The organism is Streptomyces sp. IBSNAI002, from assembly GCF_052244475.1.
Taxonomy (GTDB): domain Bacteria; phylum Actinomycetota; class Actinomycetes; order Streptomycetales; family Streptomycetaceae; genus Streptomyces.
On record NZ_JBQPXG010000002.1, the window covers coordinates 6,972,161 to 6,991,922 of the forward strand.

The window sequence follows — 19,762 nt, forward strand, 5'->3', positions numbered from 1 at the left end:
ATGGCCGAATAGGTTCCCCGCCCGGGGGCCTGTCTTGCCAACTCCCGTACAAGATCTGTAGGCATGGTGGAACGCCCGTTCGTCACCTCGGCGGACGGGCTTCTGCCTTTCCCCTCAGGACGCATTCCCCGAGGCCGCCTTCGAAGGCACAGGACACCATGCCCATGCCAGCACACGCCTACCGACGCTGCCCGAGAAAGGGTCCGAAGAGGGATCACATGCCCCACCGGCAACTCAGCCTGCGCAAAAGGTGCGAGAACATTCTCGGCCAACTGGATCTGACCCATCCGTTCTCCCTCGACGCGCTGTGCAGCCGCATGGCCGAGCAGCGCGGCCGCCCCATCGAACTGCACCCGCTGCCCAAGGAGGCCGCGGAATCGGGCGTGTGCGGACTGTGGGTGGGCACGGCCAGCGTCGACTACGTCTTCTACGAGGCGCAGACCACCCCGCTGCACCGGGAGCACATCGTGCTCCACGAGCTCGGCCACATCCTCTTCGGCCACCACTCGCTGGAGGGCGAGGAGGCCGACGGGCACGCCCCGGTCGTGCTCGGGCGCACCAACTACACCACGCGCCAGGAGCAGGAGGCGGAGATGCTCGCCAGCATGATCCGCATCCGCACGGCGAACGCCGGCCCGCCGTCGGCGGCCCGCGCGCGGGGCACCCTGGCGCGGCTCGAGTCCGCCATGGGCTACGAGCGGGGGAACGATGGCAGCTGACCTGACCGCCTTCGGGAACTGGCTCGCCGTTCCCAGCGTGGTGTGCCTGTGGCTCGCGGTCCTGCTCCGTGCCCCGGGTGCCCTGCGCTCCCCGCAGCAGCGCGGCCTGTGGCTGGCCGTGGCCACCGCCGCCGCGGCGATGACCCTGAACCTCCCCGACGTCGTCGCGTTCGCGATGGACCGCGGCGCCGGCTACGCGCACTCCATCGGCCTCGTCCGCAACCTCATCGGCGTGTTCTCGGCCGGCGCCGTCCTCTACTTCGTGGCCGCCGCCGCGGGCGGCCGCCGGCTCCGGCTCGTCTCCGGGACCGCGACGGCCGGGTGGCTCGCGGCGCTGGTCGCACTGGACGGCGCGGCGCCCGCGCACGGCACGCACGCCATGCCGCCGGCCGGCGACCCGGTGCCCTCCCTCGCCTACTGGCTGGTGCTGATCTCCGCGCACGTGGTCGCCAACACCGTCTGCGTGGCGCTGTGCTGGCGCTACAGCCGCCGCACGCAGAGCCGCGGGCTGGCCGCAGGGCTGCGGCTCTTCGGTCTCGGGACCGCGCTCGCCGGGCTGTTCTGGTTCGCGTACCTGCTCAAGGCCCTGTTCGGCAGCACCTGGGCGATGCCCGCCCTGCCGCTGCTGATGAACGTGCACGGGCTGCTGCGGGCCGCCGCGATCCTCGTACCGACCCTGTTCACCTTCCGCCGCACCGCCTCCGACATCGCCACCGCCTGGCGGCTCTGGCCGCTGTGGCGCGACCTGGTCCAGGCCGTCCCGCACGTGGCCCTGAACAAGCCGCGGGCCGGGCGGATGGTCGAGCTGCTGTGGCCGCCGGTCCCGCGCAACCTGCTCGTGTACCGCAAGGTGATCGAGACGCGCGACGCGATCCTGATCCTGGGCGAGTACGTCGCCCCGGGCGCCCTGGAGGACGCCCGGGGCCGCGTCGCCGGACGCGGGGTCCCCGAGCAGCGGCGCACCGCCGCGGCACTGGCCTGCGTACTCCAGGAGGCGCGGCGGGCGAAGCTCGCCGGAGCCCCCGGGCAGCCGGGCGAGGCGGCCGCGCTGGAGCTGCCCGCCGCCATCCAGACCTCTGCCGAGGGCGGGGACCTGGCCGGGGAAGCCCGGTTCCTCGTCGACGTCGCCCACGAGTACACCCGGGAAGTGCAGCCTTCGTGACCACCGTACTGATCACCGGGGCCAGCGCCGGACTGGGCGCCGCCTTCGCCCGGGCCTTCGCGGCCAAGGGCGCCGACCTGGTCCTCGTGGCGCGGGACAAGGAGCGGCTGGAGGCCGTGGCGCGCGAGCTCGGCCGGGAGTTCGGCACGGCGGCCGAGGTGCTGCCCGCCGACCTGCTGGACCCGGGGGACTGCGCGGCGGTCGCCGAACGCCTCGCCTCCCGGGCCCGGCCCGTGGACATCCTGGTCAACAACGCGGGCTTCGGACTGCCCGCGCCCTTCCCGTACAGCCCGGTCGAGGACGAGGAGCGGATGCTGGACCTGCTGGTGAAGGTCCCGCTGCGGCTCACCCACGCCGTACTGCCGGGGCTGCGCGAGCGGCGCAGGGGCGCGGTGGTCAACGTCTCCTCGGTGGCCGGACTGCTGCCGACCGGCACCTACGGAGCGGCCAAGGCCTGGCTCACCGCGTTCAGCGAGTCGCTGCGGGTGGACATGGAGCCGTACGGCGTGCGCGTCCTGGCGGTGGTCCCGGGCTTCACCCGCACCGAGTTCCAGGAGCGCGCCGGGATGGACGTCAGCTCCCTGCGCGAGGCGGTCTGGCTGGAGCCGCGGGCCGTGGCCGACCGGGCGCTGCGCGATCTCGCGCTGCGCCGGCCCCTCAGCATCACGGGCCGCCGCTACCGGGCGTTCGCCCTGGCCGCCCGCCACCTCCCGCGCGCCTTCGTGGCGCGCAGGATGGCCCGCGAGCGGCGCGCCCCGGCGGAGGGCTGAGCCGCCGGGGCAGACCGATGCGCGGCCCGGTGACCGGTCCGCGCAACGGTGTGCTGTGAAGGCGACGGATCAGCATCCGCCCCGGCCGTGGCCGTATCCTCCGTAACCGTTGTTGTCGTGGTCCCAGCCGCCGTGACGCCAGCCGCCGTGGCCGCCGTAGTCGTCATCGTCGTGGTCCCAGCCACCGCCGGTGACGTGACTGACGGACTGCGTGGGGGTTGCCGCCGAGGCGGTGCCCGCCGTACCGAACGCGGCTCCACCAGCCATCAGAAGACCGGCGGCGGAGACCACGAAGAGGCGCTTCGCTCTCTGTGCATGCATGGAACTTCCCTTTCCTTCCGTCCGCTCGACCTGCGAGGGGTACGAGGGAGCGGAACCGCGGCCGCAGAACCAGAATGCGCAGCGCGGATCGGATACAGGGCCGCTGGAGGTGCGGGAACACAGCTCCGGGTAGGGGTGGCCCGGGCTCCCACGCGAGTTCCGAAGCAGGCGCGCGTCAGAGGTGCAACCCCTGCTGACGCGGCACTTCGGCCATGGGGGCGTGCTCCGCAGTTGCGGCTCTCACCCACAAAGGCTAGTCGCGTACGAGCCGGTCGGCACCTCGGGACACCAGGTCCCGCACGGCCCCGCCGCCCGCCGGCTAGAGCTCGGTGACCTTGCCGTCCTCGACCCGGAGGCGGCGCGTCACCGAAACGGCGTCCAGCATGCGCCGGTCGTGGGTGACCAGCAGCAGGGTGCCCTCGTACTCCTCCAGCGCGGATTCCAGCTGCTCGATCGCCGGCAGGTCGAGGTGGTTGGTGGGCTCGTCCAGCACCAGCAGGTTGACCCCGCGTCCCTGGAGCAGGGCCAGGGCCGCGCGGGTGCGCTCACCGGGGGAGAGGGTGGCCGCCGGGCGCAGCACGTGGGCCGCCTTGAGGCCGAACTTGGCCAGCAGGGTGCGGACTTCGGCCGGCTCGGTGTCCGGGACGGCCGCGCAGAACGCCTCCAGCAGCGGTTCGTCGCCGAGGAACAGGCCGCGGGCCTGGTCCACTTCGCCGATCAGCACGCCCGAGCCGAGGGTGGCGGAGCCGGAGTCCGGGGCCACCCGGCCGAGCAGGACGGCCAGCAGGGTCGACTTGCCCGCCCCGTTGGCCCCGGTGATCGCCACCCGGTCGGCCCAGTCGATCTGCAGGCTGGCCGGGCCGAAGGCGAAGTCGCCCCGCCTGACGGCCGCTTCGCGCAGGGTGGCCACCACCGAGCCGGAGCGCGGGGCCGCCGCGATCTCCATGCGCAGCTCCCACTCCTTGCGCGGCTCGTCGACGACCTCCAGCCGCTCGATCGCCCGCTGCGTCTGGCGGGCCTTGGCGGCCTGCTTCTCGCTGGACTCGCCGCGCAGGTTCTTGCCGATCTTGTCGTTGTCGCTCGCCTTGCGGCGGGCGTTGCGCACGCCCTTGTCCATCCAGTTGCGCTGCATCTGGGCCCGGCCTTCGAGGGCCGCCTTCTTGCCCGCGTACTCCTCGAACTCCTCGCGGGCGTGGCCGCGGGCCCGCTCCCGCTCCTCCAGGTAGGCGTCGTAGCCGCCGCCGTAGAGGTTGATCTGCTGCTGTGCCAGGTCGAGTTCGAGGACCTTGGTGACGGTCCGGGTCAGGAACTCGCGGTCGTGGCTGATGACCACCGTGCCCGCGCGCAGCCCCTTCACGAACCGCTCCAGCCGCTCCAGGCCGTCCAGGTCGAGGTCGTTGGTGGGCTCGTCCAGCAGGAAGACGTCGTAACGGGAGAGGAGCAGCGAGGCGAGGCCCGCGCGGGCCGCCTGGCCGCCGGACAGCGCCGTCATGGGCAGGTCCAGGCCCACGGTGAGGCCGAGTTCGGCCGCGACCTCCTCCGCCCGCTCGTCGAGGTCGGCGCCGCCGAGGTTCAGCCACTGGTCCAGCGCCGTCGCGTACGCGTCGTCCGCGCCAGGGGTCCCGTCCACCAGGCCCTGCGTGGCCCCGTCGAGCTCCGCCTGCGCGGCGGCCACGCCGGTGCGCCGCGCCAGGAACTCCCGGACCGACTCGGCGGGCCGGCGCTCCGGCTCCTGCGGGAGGTGGCCGACGGCGGCGGTGGGCGGGGAGAGCCGCAGCTCACCGGTCTCCGGGGTGTCGAGCCCGGCGAGCAGGCGCAGCAGGGTGGACTTCCCGGCGCCGTTCACGCCGACGAGGCCGATGACGTCACCGGGCGCGACGACGAGGTCGAGATCGGCGAACAGCGTGCGCTCACCGTGTGCGGCGGTGAGCTTCTTGGCGACGAGGGTTGCAGTCATGATGCGCCGATCCTATCCGGGCAGGCGGGGGCCACCGGCGAGGGCCGGACAGGAGGGAAGCCCGTCATTGCGGACACGGGGTGAAGCGTCACACCATGGGGCCATGTCGTCGCGAAACGTGCCCGTCTGCTTCGAGCCGAGGCTCACCGACTGGCCCGGATGTCCCGTGCCGACGGCTACGGCACGCCGGAGGCCCTGCGCCGCGCCTTCGTCAGGACCCCGGGCCGCCCCCCCGCCGGGTACCGCCGCCGTTTCGGCCCGTGACCGCACGGCGGCCGGCCCTTCAGACAGACCTGCCGTCCCCGGCCGGGGACCGGCACCGCGCCAGCGCTCCGGAGGAGCCATGCAGATCGCCGTACTGCTCTACGACCGCTTCACCGCTCTCGACGCCATCGGGCCCTTCGACACGCTCGGCCGGCTCCAGGACTCCGAGACGGTGTTCGTGTCCGAGCGTCCCGGCCCCGTGCGGACCGACAACGGGTCGCTCGCCCTCGTCGCCGACAAGGCGCTCCACGAGGTCACCCGGCCCGACATCGTCATCGTGCCGGGCGGACCGCACCCGGAGCTGGAGATGAAGAACCCCGCCGTGCTGCGGTGGCTGCGGGACGTCGACGCGGCCACCACCTGGACGACCTCCGTCTGCACCGGCTCCCTGCTGCTGGCCGCGGCCGGGCTGCTCGACGGGCGCAAGGCCGCCGGCCACTGGCTGTACCTGGACCAGCTGCCGGGGTTCGGTGCCGAGCCCACCGGGGAGCGGGTGGTGTTCGACGGGAAGTACGTCACCGCGGCGGGCGTCTCCGCCGGGATCGACATGGGCCTCACCCTGCTCGGCAGGATCGCCGGCGACGAGTTCGCCCAGACCGTCCAGCTGATGACCGAGTACGACCCCCAGCCGCCCTACGACGCCGGTTCCCCGGCCAAGGCTCCGGCCGGGCTCGTCGCGCGGCTGCGGGGGGTCACTCCGCGGTAGGCCAGCGGAAGACGGGGGCCCGGCGCTCGAGGAACGCGGCGACACCCTCCGCGGTGTCGCCGCTCGCGGCGGCCTGCGCCGCCCAGTGGGCGTCCCGGTCCGTCCGCCCGTCCGCGAACTCCTTGGCCGCCGCCTGCGTCAGCCGCGACCGCGAGACCAGGGTCCGCGCGAACTCGGCCACCCGCTTGTCCAGTTGGCCCGCGGGCAGCAGCTCGTCGAGGAAGCCGGTGTGCAGCGCCCGCTCCGCGTCGATCAACTCCGCCGAGAAGAGCAGGTACTTGGCGGTGGCCGGGCCGACCAGCCGGGCCAGCCGTCTGGTCGAGGAGGCCGGGTAGACGATGCCCAGCTTCGCCGGGGTGACCCCGAACGAGGCCCCCTCCTCGGCGAACCGCAGGTCGCAGGCGGCCGCCAGCTGGCTCCCGCCGCCCACGCAGAACCCGCGGACCGCCGCCAGCGTGGGCTTCGGGAAGGCGGCCAGCGCCTCCTCCGCCACCACGGACAGCGCTTGCGGGTCCTCCTCCGCGTCGCCGGTCAGCGAGGAGATGTCGGCGCCCGCGCAGAAGGTCGCTCCGGCCCCGGTCAGAACGAGCACCCGTACGGCCGGGTCGGCCGCCAGTTCCGGCAGCAGTTCCGGCAGGGCGCGCCACATGGCGGCCGTCATGGCGTTGCGTTTGGCGGGGTGCGAGATGACGACGGTGGCGACCCCGTCGGCGACCGTGTGGAGGAGGGCTGCGCCCCGGGCTGCGTCCATGCGCCGGATGCTATCCCGGGGCGGAAAACCTATGATCAGGGGTGTCCGTCCGGGGGGTGCGAGGAGGTGGCACGTTCGTGGACGCAGACCGTACCGAGGGCAAGGGCCGGGAGCCGCAGCGCGAGAAGAAGCAGCTCAGCCGTAGTTTCGGGCTGCTCGCCGCGCTGGGGGTGATCCTCGTGCTGGCCGGCCTGGTGGGTCTGGTCTACACGTCGGTGGCCACCCTGACGTCGATGTTCCTCTTCGGCTGGCTGCTGCTCATCGGCGGTGTGGTGGGGCTGCTGCAAGCGGTCCAGGCCCGCAAGAGCAACTACTTCTGGCTCGCCGTCATCGTCGCCGCCGTCAACCTGGCGGCCGGGTTCGTCATCCTGCGCCGGCCCGAGGCGAGCGCCGAGGCGCTGACCATGTTCGCCGCGCTGCTCTTCCTCACCGGCGGGCTGTTCCGGCTCGCCGGCGCCCTCGTGGTGCGCGGGGCGAACTTCGGGCTCTCGCTCGTCCAGGGCGCCTTCGGGGTGCTGCTGGGCATCCTGATCCTGTCCAACTGGCCCGGCAGCAGCCGCTACGTGATCGGAGCCTTCTTCTCCCTCGCCCTGCTGTTCGACGGCCTGAGCCTGGTGGCGGTGGGCATGGGAGCCCGGCGCATCCTGGGGTTGGTCAGCGACGACGTGCCGCAGGCGGAGCCCGCCGCGGCGGAGGGGGCCGCAGAGGCGGCCGAGAAGCGTCCCGCGGAAGATCAGGAACAGTCGAACAACTGACTCTGTCATACGCCATTGGTCAGAAAGTGTCCGATAGGCGCTGACTTATGGTCAGCGGCGCGGCCCGGATCGGGCTGTTCCCCACTCTTGACGTGTGGAGACGATCGAGCGTGAAGACGGGGGACGGAAGATGGATGTCAGCGGGAGTGTCCCGCCAGCCCGGGAGGCGGAGCCAGAGGCTCCGGCCGACCCCCTCACGTACGAGGGAGTGTGGAGGTTCACCGCTCCCGCCGTAGAAGAATCCGTTCCGCAGGCGCGCCGCGCGGTCCGGGACCTGCTCGGGCGCCAGGGGGTGGCGGGCCGGCAGGACCTCGTGTACTCGCTGCTGCTGATCGTCTCCGAGCTCGTGACGAACTCGGTCCGGCACGCCGCGCTGCTCTCCCCGGAGGTCGCCGTCGAGGTCGCGATCGGCCGCGAGTGGGTACGGGTGGCCGTCGAGGACAACCACCCGTACCGCCCCAAGGCACTGGAGGCCGATTTCGGCCAGACCGGCGGCCGGGGCCTGCTGCTGGTGCGGGAGATCACGCTGGAGGCCGGCGGGGTCTGCGACGTCGAGCACACGTCGACGGGCGGCAAGGTCATCTGGGCGGCCCTGCCGCTCACGGCCCCGGCCGCGCCCGCGACCCCCATCGGGTGAACCGCGCGGGCCGGGCTACCAGCCCGCGGCGTCGCCGGTCAGTTCGCGGATCGCCGGCCGCGCCGCGTCCAGGACGGTCATGAACCAGGCCGAGAACGGTACCTCGGCGTGCCGCTTCGCCAGCTCCTCGGCGGTGACGAAGGCGGTGCCCCCGACCTCTTCCGGATCCGGCCGCAGGGCGGACTGGGCCAGTCCCACGAAAAGGTGGTTGAACTCCTGCTCCACCAGACCCGAAGCGGGGTCCGGGTGGTTGTAGCGGACCGTCCCCGCCTCGGCGAGCAGCGAGGGCGACAGCCCCAGCTCCTCGTGGGTCCGCCGGGCCGCGGCCGCGAACGGAGATTCCCCGGGGTAGGGGTGGCCGCAACAGGTGTTCGACCAGACGCCGGGGGAGTGGTACTTCCCGAGGGCCCGCTGCTGGAGCAGCAGACGGCCCTGCTCGTCGAAGAGGAACACGGAGAACGCCCGGTGCAGCTGCCCGGGTGCCTGATGAGCGGAGAGCTTCTCCGCCGTGCCGATGGTGTTGCCGGACTCGTCGACCAGTTCGAGCATGATCGGTTCTTGAGTACCGGTGCCCTGGGTCGCGCTGCTCGCGGCGGTGGCTGGTGGTGTCGGCATACCCATCCTTCGCTTCGGACTCCGGCCTTCAGTCTGCCGTACAAAAGAGGCTTGTCCCCACTTCGGAGATCCGCGCATGTCTGCCCCCCGTCGCGTGATAAGCGACGGGGGGCAGATCACTTCGGGGACCGCACCGGCGGTGTCAGACCCCGAACGGCGCCGGATACCCGATCGTGCCCGCGGGCACCGGAACGGAATCATCCAGTACCAGCGCCATCATCGCCTCGTCCGGAACCTCGAAGGGCGCCCGGATGCCGAAGCGCGAGGCCGGCACGAACCCGAAGCGCGGGTAGTACTCCGGGTGGCCCAGCACGAGGACCAGCGGCTCCCCGCGCTCCTTGGCCGCCGCGAGCACGGCCCGTACGACCGAACTGCCCGCGCCCGAGCGCTGGAGCGCCGGATCGGCGGCCACCGGGGCGAGCGCGAGCGCCCGTGCCCCGTCCACCCGGCACACGGTGAGCAGCGCGTGCGCCGCCACCGACCCGTCCGGTCCCTCCGCCACGTACGACAGCCCGGGCACCCAGGCGTCGTCCGCGCGCAGCGCGTCCACGAGATCCGCCTCCAGCGGGGTCTCGAACGCCGCCAGGTTGACGGCCCGTACGGCGGCCACGTCGGCCGGGGTCTCCGGCCGGGCCGGCCAGGCGCCGCCGTCCCCGGCGGTCACCGGGCGCAGGACGTAGCCCGTGTACCCGTACTCGTGCCCGTGCCGCTCCCGCACGGCGATCTCCTCGCGGGCACCGGCCAGCGCGGCGGCCGTCGCCGGATCCGCGCCACCCGGGCGGGCCGCGACCCGCTCGGCGAGCGGGCCGTAGTACTCGGCCCAGTCCGAGTCGGGCAGGTGGTGCACGCCGAGCACCCGGAACCCGGCGGCCTGGGCCGCCGCGAGGTTGCCGGCGGTGGTGCGCAGCGGCGACGCTCCGTCCCAGAAGGCGCGGGCGCCCGCGGACGGCTCCGCGACGGTCCACTGGCACTCGGTCAGCACGAGGGTGCCGCCGGGTGCGAGCAGCCGCTTCCACCGCGCGAGCGCGGTGTCGAAGCCGATGACATAGGCGGAACCCTCCGCCCAGACGAGGTCGAACGATCCGTCGGCGAAGCCTTCGGGGGCCGCCTCGCCCAGTGCGCCCATGTCCGCCCTGACGGTGCGGATCCGGTCGCCGAGCCCGCGGGCCGCGGCGGCGGCACGGAGCTCCTCGAGGAACGGCGCGTGGAGGTCGACGGCGGTCACCTCGGCGCCGTGCTCACCGGCCTCCGCGGCCAGCAGCAGAGCGCTGCGGCCCGGACCGCAGCCCAGGTCGAGGACGCGCGGCCGCTCGGGCAGCGGTCCGCACAGGGAGAGCAGGTGCCGGGTGGTCGCGTCCGAACCGGGAGCCTGCCGGGGCAGGCCGTGGTGCAGGGCGAAGAAGGCGTGCTCGAAGCTGTTGGTGTTGTCGGTCAACGTGAACCCTTGATACGGGGGCACCGGCCGACGGGGCCGTTCAGCGTGTCTGAATCAGGCCCGGCCGGTCGCCCGGGGGAAATGGGGGATGCACCGGAGTTCGCTGCGCATGGCCGCGACCACTGCGACGGTCATCAACCCACCTCTTTCCACTCGACACGATCAGGGGCGTTTCCACCGTAACATCCGCGCCGTTTGTGGTACCGCGCGTGATCGTCAATGATGATCACGCCCCGGCCCGGGGGCCGGGGATATTCGGCTATCAGGGCGTAAACGGGCGGTGAACCCCTGCTTCCATTCATCCGATAGCCTCTGCCGACGTGCCGCCGCCCCATGAGGCGCCCGTCCGGAGCCCGTCCGGACTTCGTTACAAGGAGTGAGTTCGTCTGCCGACCGTCATCCTCACCGGCCTGCCGGTCCCCGGATCACCGCTCGCTGACGAGCTGCGCTCACTCGGCTTCGAGGTCCGCCCCGCCGCCGGTCCCCATGACGCCGCCGCCGCCCTGGCCGCCGTACCCGCGGACCAGCGGGTGGCCGTCGTGGACAGCGCCTTCGTCGGGCACGTGCACACCCTGCGCCTCGCGCTGACCGACCCCCGCTTCGACGCCTGCGCGGTCACCGGGGCCCTCGCGGTCCAGCCCGGCGCCCGCGCGGCGCTCGACCGGGCCGCCGCCGCCCCCGGCGACGGCGCGGGCCCCTACGCCGACCGGCTCGCCGCCGCGGTCGAGGACTCCGGGACGGCCGTCCAGCGGCCCGAGCTCGGCACCCTCGTCGCCGCCGTCCCCGCCACCGCGGCGGACCGGGACGCGGCCGTCGCCGCCGTCGCCGCCGTCGACGACGAGGCCGTACGCCTGCGGACCGCCGTGAAGTCCCGTGACGGCTTCTTCACCACCTTCTTCATCAGCCCGTACTCGCGCCACATCGCCCGCTGGTGCGCGCGCCGCGGCCTGACCCCGAACCAGGTCACCACCGCCTCGCTGGTCACCGCGCTGATCGCGGCCGGCTGCGCCGCCACCGGCGAGCGCTGGGGCTACGTCGCCGCCGGCGTGCTGCTCCTCTTCTCCTTCGTCCTGGACTGCACCGACGGGCAGCTCGCCCGCTACTCGCTCCAGTACTCGACGATGGGCGCCTGGCTCGACGCGACCTTCGACCGCGCCAAGGAGTACGCCTTCTACGCGGGCCTCGCCCTCGGCGCGGCCCGCCACGGCGACGACGTGTGGGCGCTCGCGCTCGGCGCGATGATCCTCATGACCTGCCGGCACGTCGTGGACTTCTCCTTCAACGAGGCCAACCACGACGCGACGGCCAACACCAGCCCCACGGCCGCCCTCTCCGACCGGCTCGACGGCGTCGGCTGGACCGTCTGGGTCCGCCGGATGATCATCCTGCCGATCGGCGAGCGCTGGGCGATGATCGCGGTCCTGACCGCCGTCACCACCCCCCGGATCGTCTTCTACGCCCTGCTCGCCGGCTGCGCCTTCGGTGCGCTCTACACCACCGCCGGGCGGGTCCTGCGCTCCCTGACCCGCAAGGCGACCCGTACCGACCGGGCCGCCCGGGCCCTGTACGACCTCACCGACTCCGGCCCGCTCGCCGAGCTCCAGGCCCGGCTGCTGCGCGGCCGCGCCGGGTCCTTCGGGTCCGTGTACGTCGCGGCCCTGGGCGCGCTGCTGATGATCGGTGCGGCTCTGTGGCTGCCGTTCGGCGACCCGCGGCTGACCGCGGTCGCGGTGGTCTACGCCATGGCGTCCGGGCTGGCCGTCGCCGCGCCCCTCAAGGGCGCCCTGGACTGGCTGATCCCGCCGCTGTTCCGGGCCGCCGAATACGTCACGGTCCTGGTGCTCGCCGCCAAGGCGGACGTCCCCGGGGCCCTTCCCGCGGCATTCGGCCTGGTCGCGGCGGTCGCCTACCATCACTACGACACGGTGTACCGCATTCGCGGCGGCACCGGCGCGCCCCCGCACTGGCTGGTGCGGACCATCGGCGGCCACGAGGGCCGGGTCCTGGTGACCACGGTGCTGGCCGCCGTCCTCGCGACGCGCGCATCGGACTTCCCCGTCGCGCTCACGGCCATGGCCGTGGCCGTGGCACTCGTGGTGCTCGTGGAGAGCATCCGCTTCTGGGTCTCCTCCGGGGCACCCGCCGTACATGACGAAGGAGAACCAGCATGATCGGCCTTGTACTCGCTGCCGGTGCCGGACGCCGTCTGCGTCCCTACACCGACACCCTGCCCAAGGCCCTCGTGCCCGTCGGCCCCGAGGGCCAGGAGGAGAGCCTCACGGTCCTCGACCTGACCCTGGGCAACTTCGCGGAGGTCGGCCTCACCGAGGTCGCCATCGTCGTCGGCTACCGCAAGGAGGCCGTCTACGAGCGCCGCGAGGCCCTGGAGGCCAAGTACGGCGTCAAGATCACGCTGATCGACAACGACAAGGCCGAGGAGTGGAACAACGCCTACTCCCTGTGGTGCGCGCGTGACGTCCTCAAGCAGGGCGTGATCCTTGCCAACGGCGACACCGTCCACCCGGTCTCCGTCGAGAAGACGCTGCTCGCCGCCCGCGGCAACGGCCAGAAGATCATCCTCGCCCTCGACACGGTCAAGAGCCTCGCCGACGAGGAGATGAAGGTCGTCACCGCCGACGGCCAGGGGGTGCGCAAGATCACCAAGCTGATGGACCCGGCCGACGCGACGGGCGAGTACATCGGCGTCACCCTCATCGAGGCCGAGGCCGCCGAGCAGCTGGCCGAGGCCCTGAAGACCACCTTCGAGCGCGACCCCGACCTCTACTACGAGGACGGCTACCAGCAGCTCGTGAACGACGGTTTCACCATCGACGTGGCTCCCATCGGCGACGTCAAGTGGGTCGAGATCGACAACCACGACGACCTCGCCAAGGGCCGGACGATCGCATGCCAGTACTGACGAGGCTCATCCCCTCGCCCGTCGTCGTCGACATCGCCAGCGGAGCGATGGACGACCTGGCCGGCCTGCTCGCCGACCAGCGGATCTCCGCCTCCGGCAAGCTGGCGATCGCGATCAGCGGGGGTTCGGGCGTGGCGCTGCGCGCCAAGCTCGAGCCCGTGCTGCCGCACGCCGACTGGTACGCCGTCGTCGACGGCACCATCGACTCCGCGGTCAAGCTGGCCGACGACATAAAGGGCCGCCGCTACGACGCCGTCGTGGGCCTGGGCGGCGGCAAGATCATCGACGTGGCGAAGTACGCCGCGGCGCGGGTCGGGCTGCCCATGGTGGCCGTCGCCACCAACCTCTCGCACGACGGCATCTGCTCGCCGGTGTCCATCCTGGACAACGACAACGGCCGCGGCTCCTACGGCGTGCCCACGCCGATCGCCATGGTGATCGACCTCGACGTGATCAAGGAAGCCCCGGTGCGGTTCATCCGCGCCGGCATCGGCGACGCGATCTCCAACATCTCGGCGATCGCCGACTGGGAGCTCTCGCACAAGATCACCGCCGAGCCCGTCGACGGCCTGGCCGCCGCCATGGCCCGTACCGCCGGCGAGTCCGTTCTGCGCCACCCCGGCGGCTGCGGGGACGACGAGTTCCTCACCGTCCTCTCCGAGTCGCTCGTCCTCACCGGCATCGCCATGTCGATCAGCGGGGACACCCGCCCCGCGTCGGGTGCCTGCCACGAGATCAGCCACGCCTTCGACCTGCTCTACCCGGGGCGCTCCGCGCTCCACGGCGAGCAGGTCGGCATGGGTGCCGCCTTCGCGATGCACCTGCGCGGGGCCGACGAGAAGGCCGGTCTCTTCGTCGAGGTACTGCGCCGGCACGGCCTGCCGGTGACCCCCGAGGAGATCGGCTTCAGCATCGACGAGTTCGTCACGGCCGTCGAGTACGCCCCGCAGACCCGCCCGGGACGCTTCACGGTCCTGGAGCACCTCAACCTGTCCGCCGCCGAGATCAGGGACGCTTACGCCGACTATGCCAAGACCATCCGTAGCTGAACTCCGGCCCGTCGTTCACCCGGCGGGCGTGAAGGACCGGGTCAGCGGCGAGCACTGGGGCGGTCGCCTCTACATGCGCGAGATCTCCCTGCGCATCACCCGCTACCTGGTCACCACCAAGGTCACGCCGAACCAGCTGACCTACCTGATGACGCTCGCCGGCGTGCTCGCCGCCCCGGCCCTGCTGGTGCCGGGCGTGTGGGGCGCCGTCCTCGGCGTGATCGCGGTCCAGCTGTACCTGCTGCTCGACTGCGTCGACGGCGAGGTCGCCCGCTGGAAGAAGCAGTTCTCGCTGTCCGGCGTGTACCTGGACCGGGTCGGCGCGTACCTGTGCGACGCGGCGGTGCTCGTGGGCTTCGGCCTGCGGGCCGCGGACCTGTGGGGCGGCGGCCGGATCGACTGGCTGTGGGCCTTCCTGGGCACCCTGGCGGCGCTCGGCGCGATCCTGATCAAGGCCGAGACCGACCTGGTCGGCGTCGCCCGCCACCAGGCCGGAAAGCCCGTGGTCAAGGACGCCGCCGCCGAGCCGCGCTCCTCCGGCATGGCGCTGGCCCGCCGGGCCGCCGCCGCGCTCAAGTTCCACCGGCTCGTCCTCGGCATCGAGGCCTCGCTGCTCATCCTGGTGCTGGCCGTCGTGGACCAGGTCCGCGGAGACCTGTTCTACTCCCGCGTCGGCGTCGCCGTGCTCGCCGCCATCGCGCTGCTCCAGACCGTGCTGCACCTGGTGTCGATCCTGGCCTCCAGCAGGCTCAAGTGAGTACGCCGATGCGGCTGGGCGCCGTGATCATCACCATGGGCAACCGCCCCGACGAGCTCAAGGCGCTGCTCGACTCGGTCGCCCGGCAGGACGGCGACCCCGTCGAGGTGGTCGTGGTGGGCCAGGGCGTGCGGGTCACCGGCCTCACGGACCTGCCTCCGGGCGTCCGTACCGTCGACCTCCCCGAGAACCTGGGCATCCCCGGCGGACGCAACGTCGGCATCGAGGCCTTCGGCCCCGGCGGCAGCGAGGTCGACGCGCTGCTCTTCCTGGACGACGACGGCCTGCTGGAGCGCACCGACACCGCCGAGCTGTGCCGGCAGGCCTTCGCGGAGGACCCGGAGCTCGGGATCGTCAGCTTCCGGATCGCGGACCCTGAGACCGGGATCACGCAGCGCCGCCACGTGCCGCGGCTGCGCGCCTCGGACCCGATGCGCTCCTCGCGGGTGACCACCTTCCTGGGCGGCGCCAACGCGGTCCGCACGAAGGTGTTCGAGCAGGTCGGGCCGCTGCCGGGGGAGTTCTTCTACGCGCACGAGGAGACCGATCTGGCCTGGCGGGCGCTCGACGCCGGGTGGCTGATCGACTACCGGGCGGACATGGTGCTGCTGCACCCGGCCACGGCCCCCTCCCGGCACGCCGTCTACCACCGTATGGTGGCTCGTAACCGGGTGTGGCTCGCCCGCCGCAACCTGCCCGCTCCGCTGGTCCCGGTCTACCTGGGCGTCTGGCTCCTGCTGACGCTCCTGCGCAGGCCTTCGGTGCCCGCGCTCAAGGCCTGGTTCGGCGGATTCAGGGAGGGGTGGACCACTCCCTGCGGTCCGCGCCACCCCATGAGATGGCGTACGGTCTGGCGGTTGACCCGGCTGGGCCGACCTCCTGTCATCTGACGAGCCCGCGTCTGGGAACATGGCGCGATCACGGGCCTCGAGCCACCAGCCTGATGCCCCTCCTGCCGCATCTTGAAGACGAAAGTTTCAACTTGTGAGTGACACAACCCACGACGGCGCCCTTGCCACGAGCAGGCCGCCGTCCGAAGACGCGGGGCTGAGCCCCGCGGAGCTCGCCAGGAAGTACGGCCTCTCCGTCAGCGGCGCCCGGCCCGGTCTGGTCGAGTACGTGCGGCAGCTCTGGGGCCGGCGCCACTTCGTCATGGCCTTCTCGCGGGCCCGGCTGGTCGCGCAGTACAGCCAGGCGAAGCTCGGCCAGGTCTGGCAGGTGGCGACCCCCCTGCTGAACGCGGCCGTGTACTGGCTGATCTTCGGCCTGATCCTCGGTGCGGGCCGGGAGATGCCCGAGGGCGTCTACGTCCCGTTCCTGATGATGGGCATCTTCGTCTTCACCTTCACCCAGAGCTCCGTGATGGCGGGCGTACGGGCGATCTCCGGCAACCTCGGTCTGGTGCGTGCGCTGCACTTCCCGCGCGCCGCCCTCCCGGTGTCCTTCTCGCTCCAGCAGCTCCAGCAGCTGCTGTACTCGATGGTCGTCGTCTTCATCATCGCGGTCAGCTTCGGCAACTACCCGCGCCTCTCCTGGCTGCTGGTGATCCCGACGCTGGCGCTGCAGTTCCTGTTCAACACCGGCCTCGCCATGATCTTCGCGCGGATGGGCTCCAAGACCCCCGACCTGGCGCAGCTGATGCCGTTCGTGATGCGCACCTGGATGTACGCGTCCGGCGTCATGTTCCCGCTCGGGATCTACCTCGAGGACCAGCCGCAGTGGATCAGCGACGTCCTGCTGTGGAACCCGGTCGCGATCTACATGGACCTCATCCGGTTCGCGCTGATCGACGACTACGGCAGCAGCAACCTGCCGCCGCACGTCTGGCTCTTCGCCGTCGGCTGGGCCGCGGTGATCGGCATCGGCGGGTTCGTGTACTTCTGGAAGGCTGAGGAGCGTTACGGCCGTGGCTGACCGCACCCAGGGGCGCGTCCCCACCGTGATCGCGGACGATGTCCACATCGTCTACCGCGTCAACACCGGCAGCGCCGGCAAGGGCGCCGCCACCGCGGCGCTCAGCAAGATAATCCGCCGGAGCAAGGGCGACGCGCCGGGCGTGCGCCGGGTCCACGCCGTGCGCGGGGTCACCTTCACCGCGTACCGCGGCGAGGCGATCGGTCTCATCGGCTCGAACGGCTCCGGCAAGTCGACCCTGCTGCGCGCCATCGCGGGGCTGCTGCCCTGTGAGTCCGGCAAGGTCTACACCGACGGCCAGCCCTCGCTCCTGGGCGTCAACGCGGCCCTGATGAACGACCTGACCGGCGAGCGCAACATCGTCCTCGGCGGTCTCGCCATGGGCATGAGCCGCGAGCAGATCAAGGAGCGCTACCAAGGCATCGTCGACTTCTCGGGGATCAACGAGAAGGGCGATTTCATCTCCCTGCCGATGCGCACCTACTCCTCCGGAATGGCGGCGCGCCTGCGCTTTTCCATCGCGGCGGCCAAGGACCACGACGTCCTGATGATCGACGAGGCCCTGGCCACCGGCGACCGCAGCTTCCAGGTGCGTTCCGAGAACCGCATCCGCGAACTGCGGGAGAAGGCCGGCACCGTCTTCCTGGTGAGCCACAACAACAAGTCCATCCGCGACACCTGTGACCGGGTGCTGTGGCTGGAAAAGGGCGAGCTCCTGATGGACGGGCCCACGGACGAGGTCGTCTCGGCCTACGAGAAGGCGACCAACGGCTGAGCACCAGCCCCGCCGCCCCCGGCCGGACCGCCGAGGCCCCCGCCGCTCAGCGCGGCGGGGGCCTCGGCGTGTCGCGGCAATTGCCGCCGCTGCCGGGTGGTGACATTCGGCGGCGACATTCGGTGGCGCGGTGAATACCCCAGAGGTCTTCGAGCCGTTGTACAGCGTAAGCTGAAGCAGTCCTGAATCGCGGCAAGAGGGGACGATTCCCCGCAGGTGAACGGCCTGGCGTACCCCGGGGAAACCCGGGCGGCGTGTCCGAAATAGGATGTATTGGGTCGGCAGTGTAGAACGGGAGATGTGACGGCAATGGCTATGGGAATTCTCCGGCCCCCAGGCGCGACGGCCGTCCCCGCCCCGGGCGGCGGGCGGTGACCCCGGGGGACGGCACCCGCCCCCTGTCCGACACCGTCCACGCACGCGCCACCCTCGGCAAGGCCGCCGCGGAGAACTTCCCCGTGGCCCCCGCGTTCCTGCCCCGCGCCTGGCGGGACGGCCTGACGGCCGTCTACGGGTACGCCCGCCTCGTCGACGACATCGGCGACGGAGACCTGGCCCCCGGCGGCCGCGACGCCGTGCTCCTCGGCCTCGGTCCGGCCGCGGTGGACGACCGCCTCGCCATGCTCGACGCCTTCGAGGCCGACCTGTGGCGCGTTTTCGGCGGTACCGACGGCCCGCCGCGCCACCCGCTGATGCAGGCCCTCCAGCCCGTCGTCCGCGCCCACCGGCTCACCCCCGAGCCGTTCCTCGGACTCATCGAGGCCAACCGCCAGGACCAGCGGGTCGCGCGCTACGAGACGTACGGGGACCTCCTCGCCTACTGCGAGCTCTCCGCCAACCCCGTCGGCCGCCTCGTGCTCTCCCTCACCGGCACCGCCACGCCCGAGCGGATCCGCCGCTCCGACGCCGTCTGCACGGCCCTCCAGATCGCCGAGCACCTCCAGGACGTCACCGAGGACCTCGCCCGGGACCGGATCTACCTGCCCGCCGAGGACATGCGGCGCTTCCACGTCGCCGAGCCCGACCTCAAGGCCCCGACCGCCGGCGCGTCCGTACGCGCCCTGATCGCATACGAAACCGAGCGCGCGCGGGAGCTGCTGAATGAAGGCACCCCCCTCGTGGGTAGCGTGCACGGCAGGCTCCGGCTGCTGCTCGCGGGCTTCGTGGGAGGGGGGCGTGCCGCCCTGAGAGCCGTCACCGCCGCCGGCTTCGACGTACTGCCCGGCCCGCCCAAGCCCACCAAGAGCGGCCTGATCCGCGAGGTGGCCGCCGTCCTGCGCACTGCGCCGAGAAAGGGGTGAGCCCGACCGTGGAGGGCCCCACACACGTGTCCGCGCCGGTCCTGGCGGCATACGGCTACTGCGAGGCCGTCACCGGATCGCAGGCGCGCAACTTCGCGTACGGCATCCGGCTGCTGCCCACCGACAAGCGGCAGGCGATGTCCGCGCTGTACGCCTTCTCCCGGCGGGTCGACGACATCGGCGACGGCACGCTGGCGCCCGGGGCGAAACTGGTCCGGCTGGAGGAGACCCGCGCCCTGCTCGGGCGGATCCGCGCCGAGGAGATCGACGAGGACGACACCGACCCCGTCGCCGTCGCCCTCGCGCACGCCGCGCGCCGCTTCCCGATCCCGCTCGGCGGCCTCGACGAGCTCATCGACGGCGTCCTGATGGACGTGCGCGGCGAGACGTACGAGACCTGGGACGACCTCAAGGTCTACTGCCGGTGCGTGGCCGGGGCCATCGGGCGGCTCTCGCTCGGCGTGTTCGGCACCGCCCCCGGAGTCCCGGACTCCGCGCGCGCCGCCGAGTACGCCGACACGCTGGGCCTCGCCCTGCAACTCACCAACATCCTGCGGGACGTTCGCGAGGACGCGGCCAACGGACGCACCTACCTGCCCGCCGAGGACCTGGCCAAGTTCGGCTGCTCCGAAGGCTTCCACGACGACCGGGCCCCCGAGGGATCCGACTTCGCCGGACTCGTCCACCACGAAGTGCGGCGCGCCCGGGCGCTGTTCGCCGAGGGCTACCGGCTGCTCCCGATGCTCGACCGGCGCAGCGGGGCCTGCGTCGCCGCCATGGCCGGCATCTACCGGCGCCTCCTCGACCGCATCGAGCGGGAGCCCGAGGCGGTCCTGCGCGGCCGCGTCTCGCTGCCGCCGCACGAGAAGGCGTACGTCGCCGTGCGCGGCCTCTCGGGCCTCGACGCCCGGACCATCTCCCGCCAGAGCACCCGGAGGCGCACCTGATGCCCCC

At 72.4% G+C, this 19,762-nt stretch carries 20 protein-coding genes and 1 pseudogene; 16 read left to right on the top strand and 5 right to left on the bottom strand.

The annotated features are described in order from the left end of the window. Nucleotides 1–218 precede the first annotated feature (218 nt). From ACTVZO_RS32840 to ACTVZO_RS32850, 3 genes are read left to right on the top strand one after another with little or no spacing between them, the layout of a single operon-like run. Nucleotides 219–719: a hypothetical protein gene (locus ACTVZO_RS32840; RefSeq protein ID WP_443301775.1), complete on the top strand. Its 501-nt coding sequence runs from the start codon at nucleotides 219–221 to the stop codon at nucleotides 717–719. After that, nucleotides 709–1,881, top strand: a complete 1,173-nt coding sequence (locus ACTVZO_RS32845; protein WP_443301776.1) for an MAB_1171c family putative transporter — start codon at nucleotides 709–711, stop codon at nucleotides 1,879–1,881. The genes ACTVZO_RS32840 and ACTVZO_RS32845 overlap by 11 nt, the downstream gene beginning before the upstream one ends. Further along, nucleotides 1,878–2,651, top strand: coding sequence for an SDR family NAD(P)-dependent oxidoreductase (locus ACTVZO_RS32850; protein ID WP_443301777.1), 774 nt, complete (start codon nucleotides 1,878–1,880; stop codon nucleotides 2,649–2,651). Before ACTVZO_RS32845 ends, ACTVZO_RS32850 begins: the two co-directional genes overlap by 4 nt. A 69-nt stretch (nucleotides 2,652–2,720) precedes the next feature. Here ACTVZO_RS32850 and ACTVZO_RS32855 read toward each other — a convergent pair whose 3' ends face one another. Both ACTVZO_RS32855 and ACTVZO_RS32860 read right to left on the bottom strand, forming a co-directional pair. Further along, nucleotides 2,721–2,972, bottom strand: coding sequence for a hypothetical protein (locus ACTVZO_RS32855; protein WP_443301778.1), 252 nt, complete (start codon nucleotides 2,970–2,972; stop codon nucleotides 2,721–2,723). A gap of 319 nt (nucleotides 2,973–3,291) precedes the next feature. Continuing rightward, nucleotides 3,292–4,929: an ABC-F family ATP-binding cassette domain-containing protein gene (locus ACTVZO_RS32860; protein ID WP_443301779.1), complete on the bottom strand. Its 1,638-nt coding sequence runs from the start codon at nucleotides 4,927–4,929 to the stop codon at nucleotides 3,292–3,294. Nucleotides 4,930–5,088: 159 nt separating this feature from the next. On the opposite strand from ACTVZO_RS32860, the pseudogene ACTVZO_RS32865 reads away from it, so the two are divergent. Beyond that, nucleotides 5,089–5,193, top strand: a pseudogene (locus tag ACTVZO_RS32865) (GlxA family transcriptional regulator); the annotation flags it as partial. A 79-nt stretch (nucleotides 5,194–5,272) separates the two neighbouring features. After that, nucleotides 5,273–5,899, top strand: coding sequence for a DJ-1/PfpI family protein (locus ACTVZO_RS32870; protein WP_443301780.1), 627 nt, complete (start codon nucleotides 5,273–5,275; stop codon nucleotides 5,897–5,899). On the opposite strand, the gene ACTVZO_RS32875 is transcribed toward ACTVZO_RS32870, so the two are convergent. Further along, complete coding sequence (locus ACTVZO_RS32875; RefSeq protein WP_443301781.1) at nucleotides 5,886–6,650, bottom strand: enoyl-CoA hydratase/isomerase family protein; 765 nt, start codon at nucleotides 6,648–6,650, stop codon at nucleotides 5,886–5,888. The two genes, ACTVZO_RS32870 and ACTVZO_RS32875, sit on opposite strands and share 14 nt — an antisense overlap. 77 nt (nucleotides 6,651–6,727) lie before the next feature. Here ACTVZO_RS32875 and ACTVZO_RS32880 point away from each other — a divergent pair, with 77 nt between their 5' ends. Together ACTVZO_RS32880 and ACTVZO_RS32885 are read left to right on the top strand one after the other, a co-directional pair. Next, complete coding sequence (locus ACTVZO_RS32880) at nucleotides 6,728–7,405, top strand: HdeD family acid-resistance protein (RefSeq protein ID WP_443301782.1); 678 nt, start codon at nucleotides 6,728–6,730, stop codon at nucleotides 7,403–7,405. 130 nt (nucleotides 7,406–7,535) lie between these two features. After that, nucleotides 7,536–8,042, top strand: a complete 507-nt coding sequence (locus ACTVZO_RS32885) for an ATP-binding protein (protein WP_443301783.1) — start codon at nucleotides 7,536–7,538, stop codon at nucleotides 8,040–8,042. A 15-nt stretch (nucleotides 8,043–8,057) separates the two neighbouring features. On the opposite strand, the gene idi is transcribed toward ACTVZO_RS32885, so the two are convergent. Beyond that, nucleotides 8,058–8,657 (bottom strand): isopentenyl-diphosphate Delta-isomerase, encoded by a 600-nt coding sequence (gene idi, locus ACTVZO_RS32890; RefSeq protein WP_443301784.1) that lies wholly within the window; start codon nucleotides 8,655–8,657, stop codon nucleotides 8,058–8,060. Between the two features lie 142 nt (nucleotides 8,658–8,799). Next, nucleotides 8,800–10,092, bottom strand: coding sequence for a GNAT family N-acetyltransferase (locus ACTVZO_RS32895; protein WP_443301785.1), 1,293 nt, complete (start codon nucleotides 10,090–10,092; stop codon nucleotides 8,800–8,802). Nucleotides 10,093–10,478: 386 nt separating this feature from the next. Here ACTVZO_RS32895 and ACTVZO_RS32900 point away from each other — a divergent pair, with 386 nt between their 5' ends. From ACTVZO_RS32900 to hpnD, 9 genes are all read left to right on the top strand, one after another. Beyond that, a complete protein-coding gene (locus ACTVZO_RS32900; RefSeq protein ID WP_443303343.1) occupies nucleotides 10,479–12,263 on the top strand; it encodes a DUF5941 domain-containing protein in 1,785 nt (594 codons plus the stop codon). Then, entirely contained in the window at nucleotides 12,260–13,012 is a 753-nt protein-coding gene (locus tag ACTVZO_RS32905) for a phosphocholine cytidylyltransferase family protein (RefSeq protein ID WP_443301786.1), read from the top strand. Before ACTVZO_RS32900 ends, ACTVZO_RS32905 begins: the two co-directional genes overlap by 4 nt. Continuing rightward, nucleotides 13,000–14,061, top strand: a complete 1,062-nt coding sequence (locus ACTVZO_RS32910; protein ID WP_443301787.1) for an iron-containing alcohol dehydrogenase family protein — start codon at nucleotides 13,000–13,002, stop codon at nucleotides 14,059–14,061. The genes ACTVZO_RS32905 and ACTVZO_RS32910 overlap by 13 nt, the downstream gene beginning before the upstream one ends. Then, nucleotides 14,039–14,818, top strand: coding sequence for a CDP-alcohol phosphatidyltransferase family protein (locus tag ACTVZO_RS32915; RefSeq protein ID WP_384228545.1), 780 nt, complete (start codon nucleotides 14,039–14,041; stop codon nucleotides 14,816–14,818). The genes ACTVZO_RS32910 and ACTVZO_RS32915 overlap by 23 nt, the downstream gene beginning before the upstream one ends. A gap of 8 nt (nucleotides 14,819–14,826) precedes the next feature. Beyond that, on the top strand, nucleotides 14,827–15,708 hold the full coding sequence (locus ACTVZO_RS32920; RefSeq protein WP_443303344.1) for a glycosyltransferase family 2 protein: 882 nt from the start codon (nucleotides 14,827–14,829) through the stop codon (nucleotides 15,706–15,708). Between the two features lie 94 nt (nucleotides 15,709–15,802). Continuing rightward, nucleotides 15,803–16,732, top strand: coding sequence for an ABC transporter permease (locus tag ACTVZO_RS32925; protein ID WP_443301788.1), 930 nt, complete (start codon nucleotides 15,803–15,805; stop codon nucleotides 16,730–16,732). After that, on the top strand, nucleotides 16,725–17,507 hold the full coding sequence (locus ACTVZO_RS32930; protein WP_443301789.1) for an ABC transporter ATP-binding protein: 783 nt from the start codon (nucleotides 16,725–16,727) through the stop codon (nucleotides 17,505–17,507). The genes ACTVZO_RS32925 and ACTVZO_RS32930 overlap by 8 nt, the downstream gene beginning before the upstream one ends. A 371-nt stretch (nucleotides 17,508–17,878) precedes the next feature. Further along, nucleotides 17,879–18,808 (top strand): squalene synthase HpnC, encoded by a 930-nt coding sequence (gene hpnC / locus ACTVZO_RS32935; protein ID WP_443301790.1) that lies wholly within the window; start codon nucleotides 17,879–17,881, stop codon nucleotides 18,806–18,808. Then, nucleotides 18,805–19,755 (top strand): presqualene diphosphate synthase HpnD, encoded by a 951-nt coding sequence (gene hpnD, locus ACTVZO_RS32940; RefSeq protein WP_443301791.1) that lies wholly within the window; start codon nucleotides 18,805–18,807, stop codon nucleotides 19,753–19,755. Before hpnC ends, hpnD begins: the two co-directional genes overlap by 4 nt. Nucleotides 19,756–19,762: the final 7 nt, after the last annotated feature.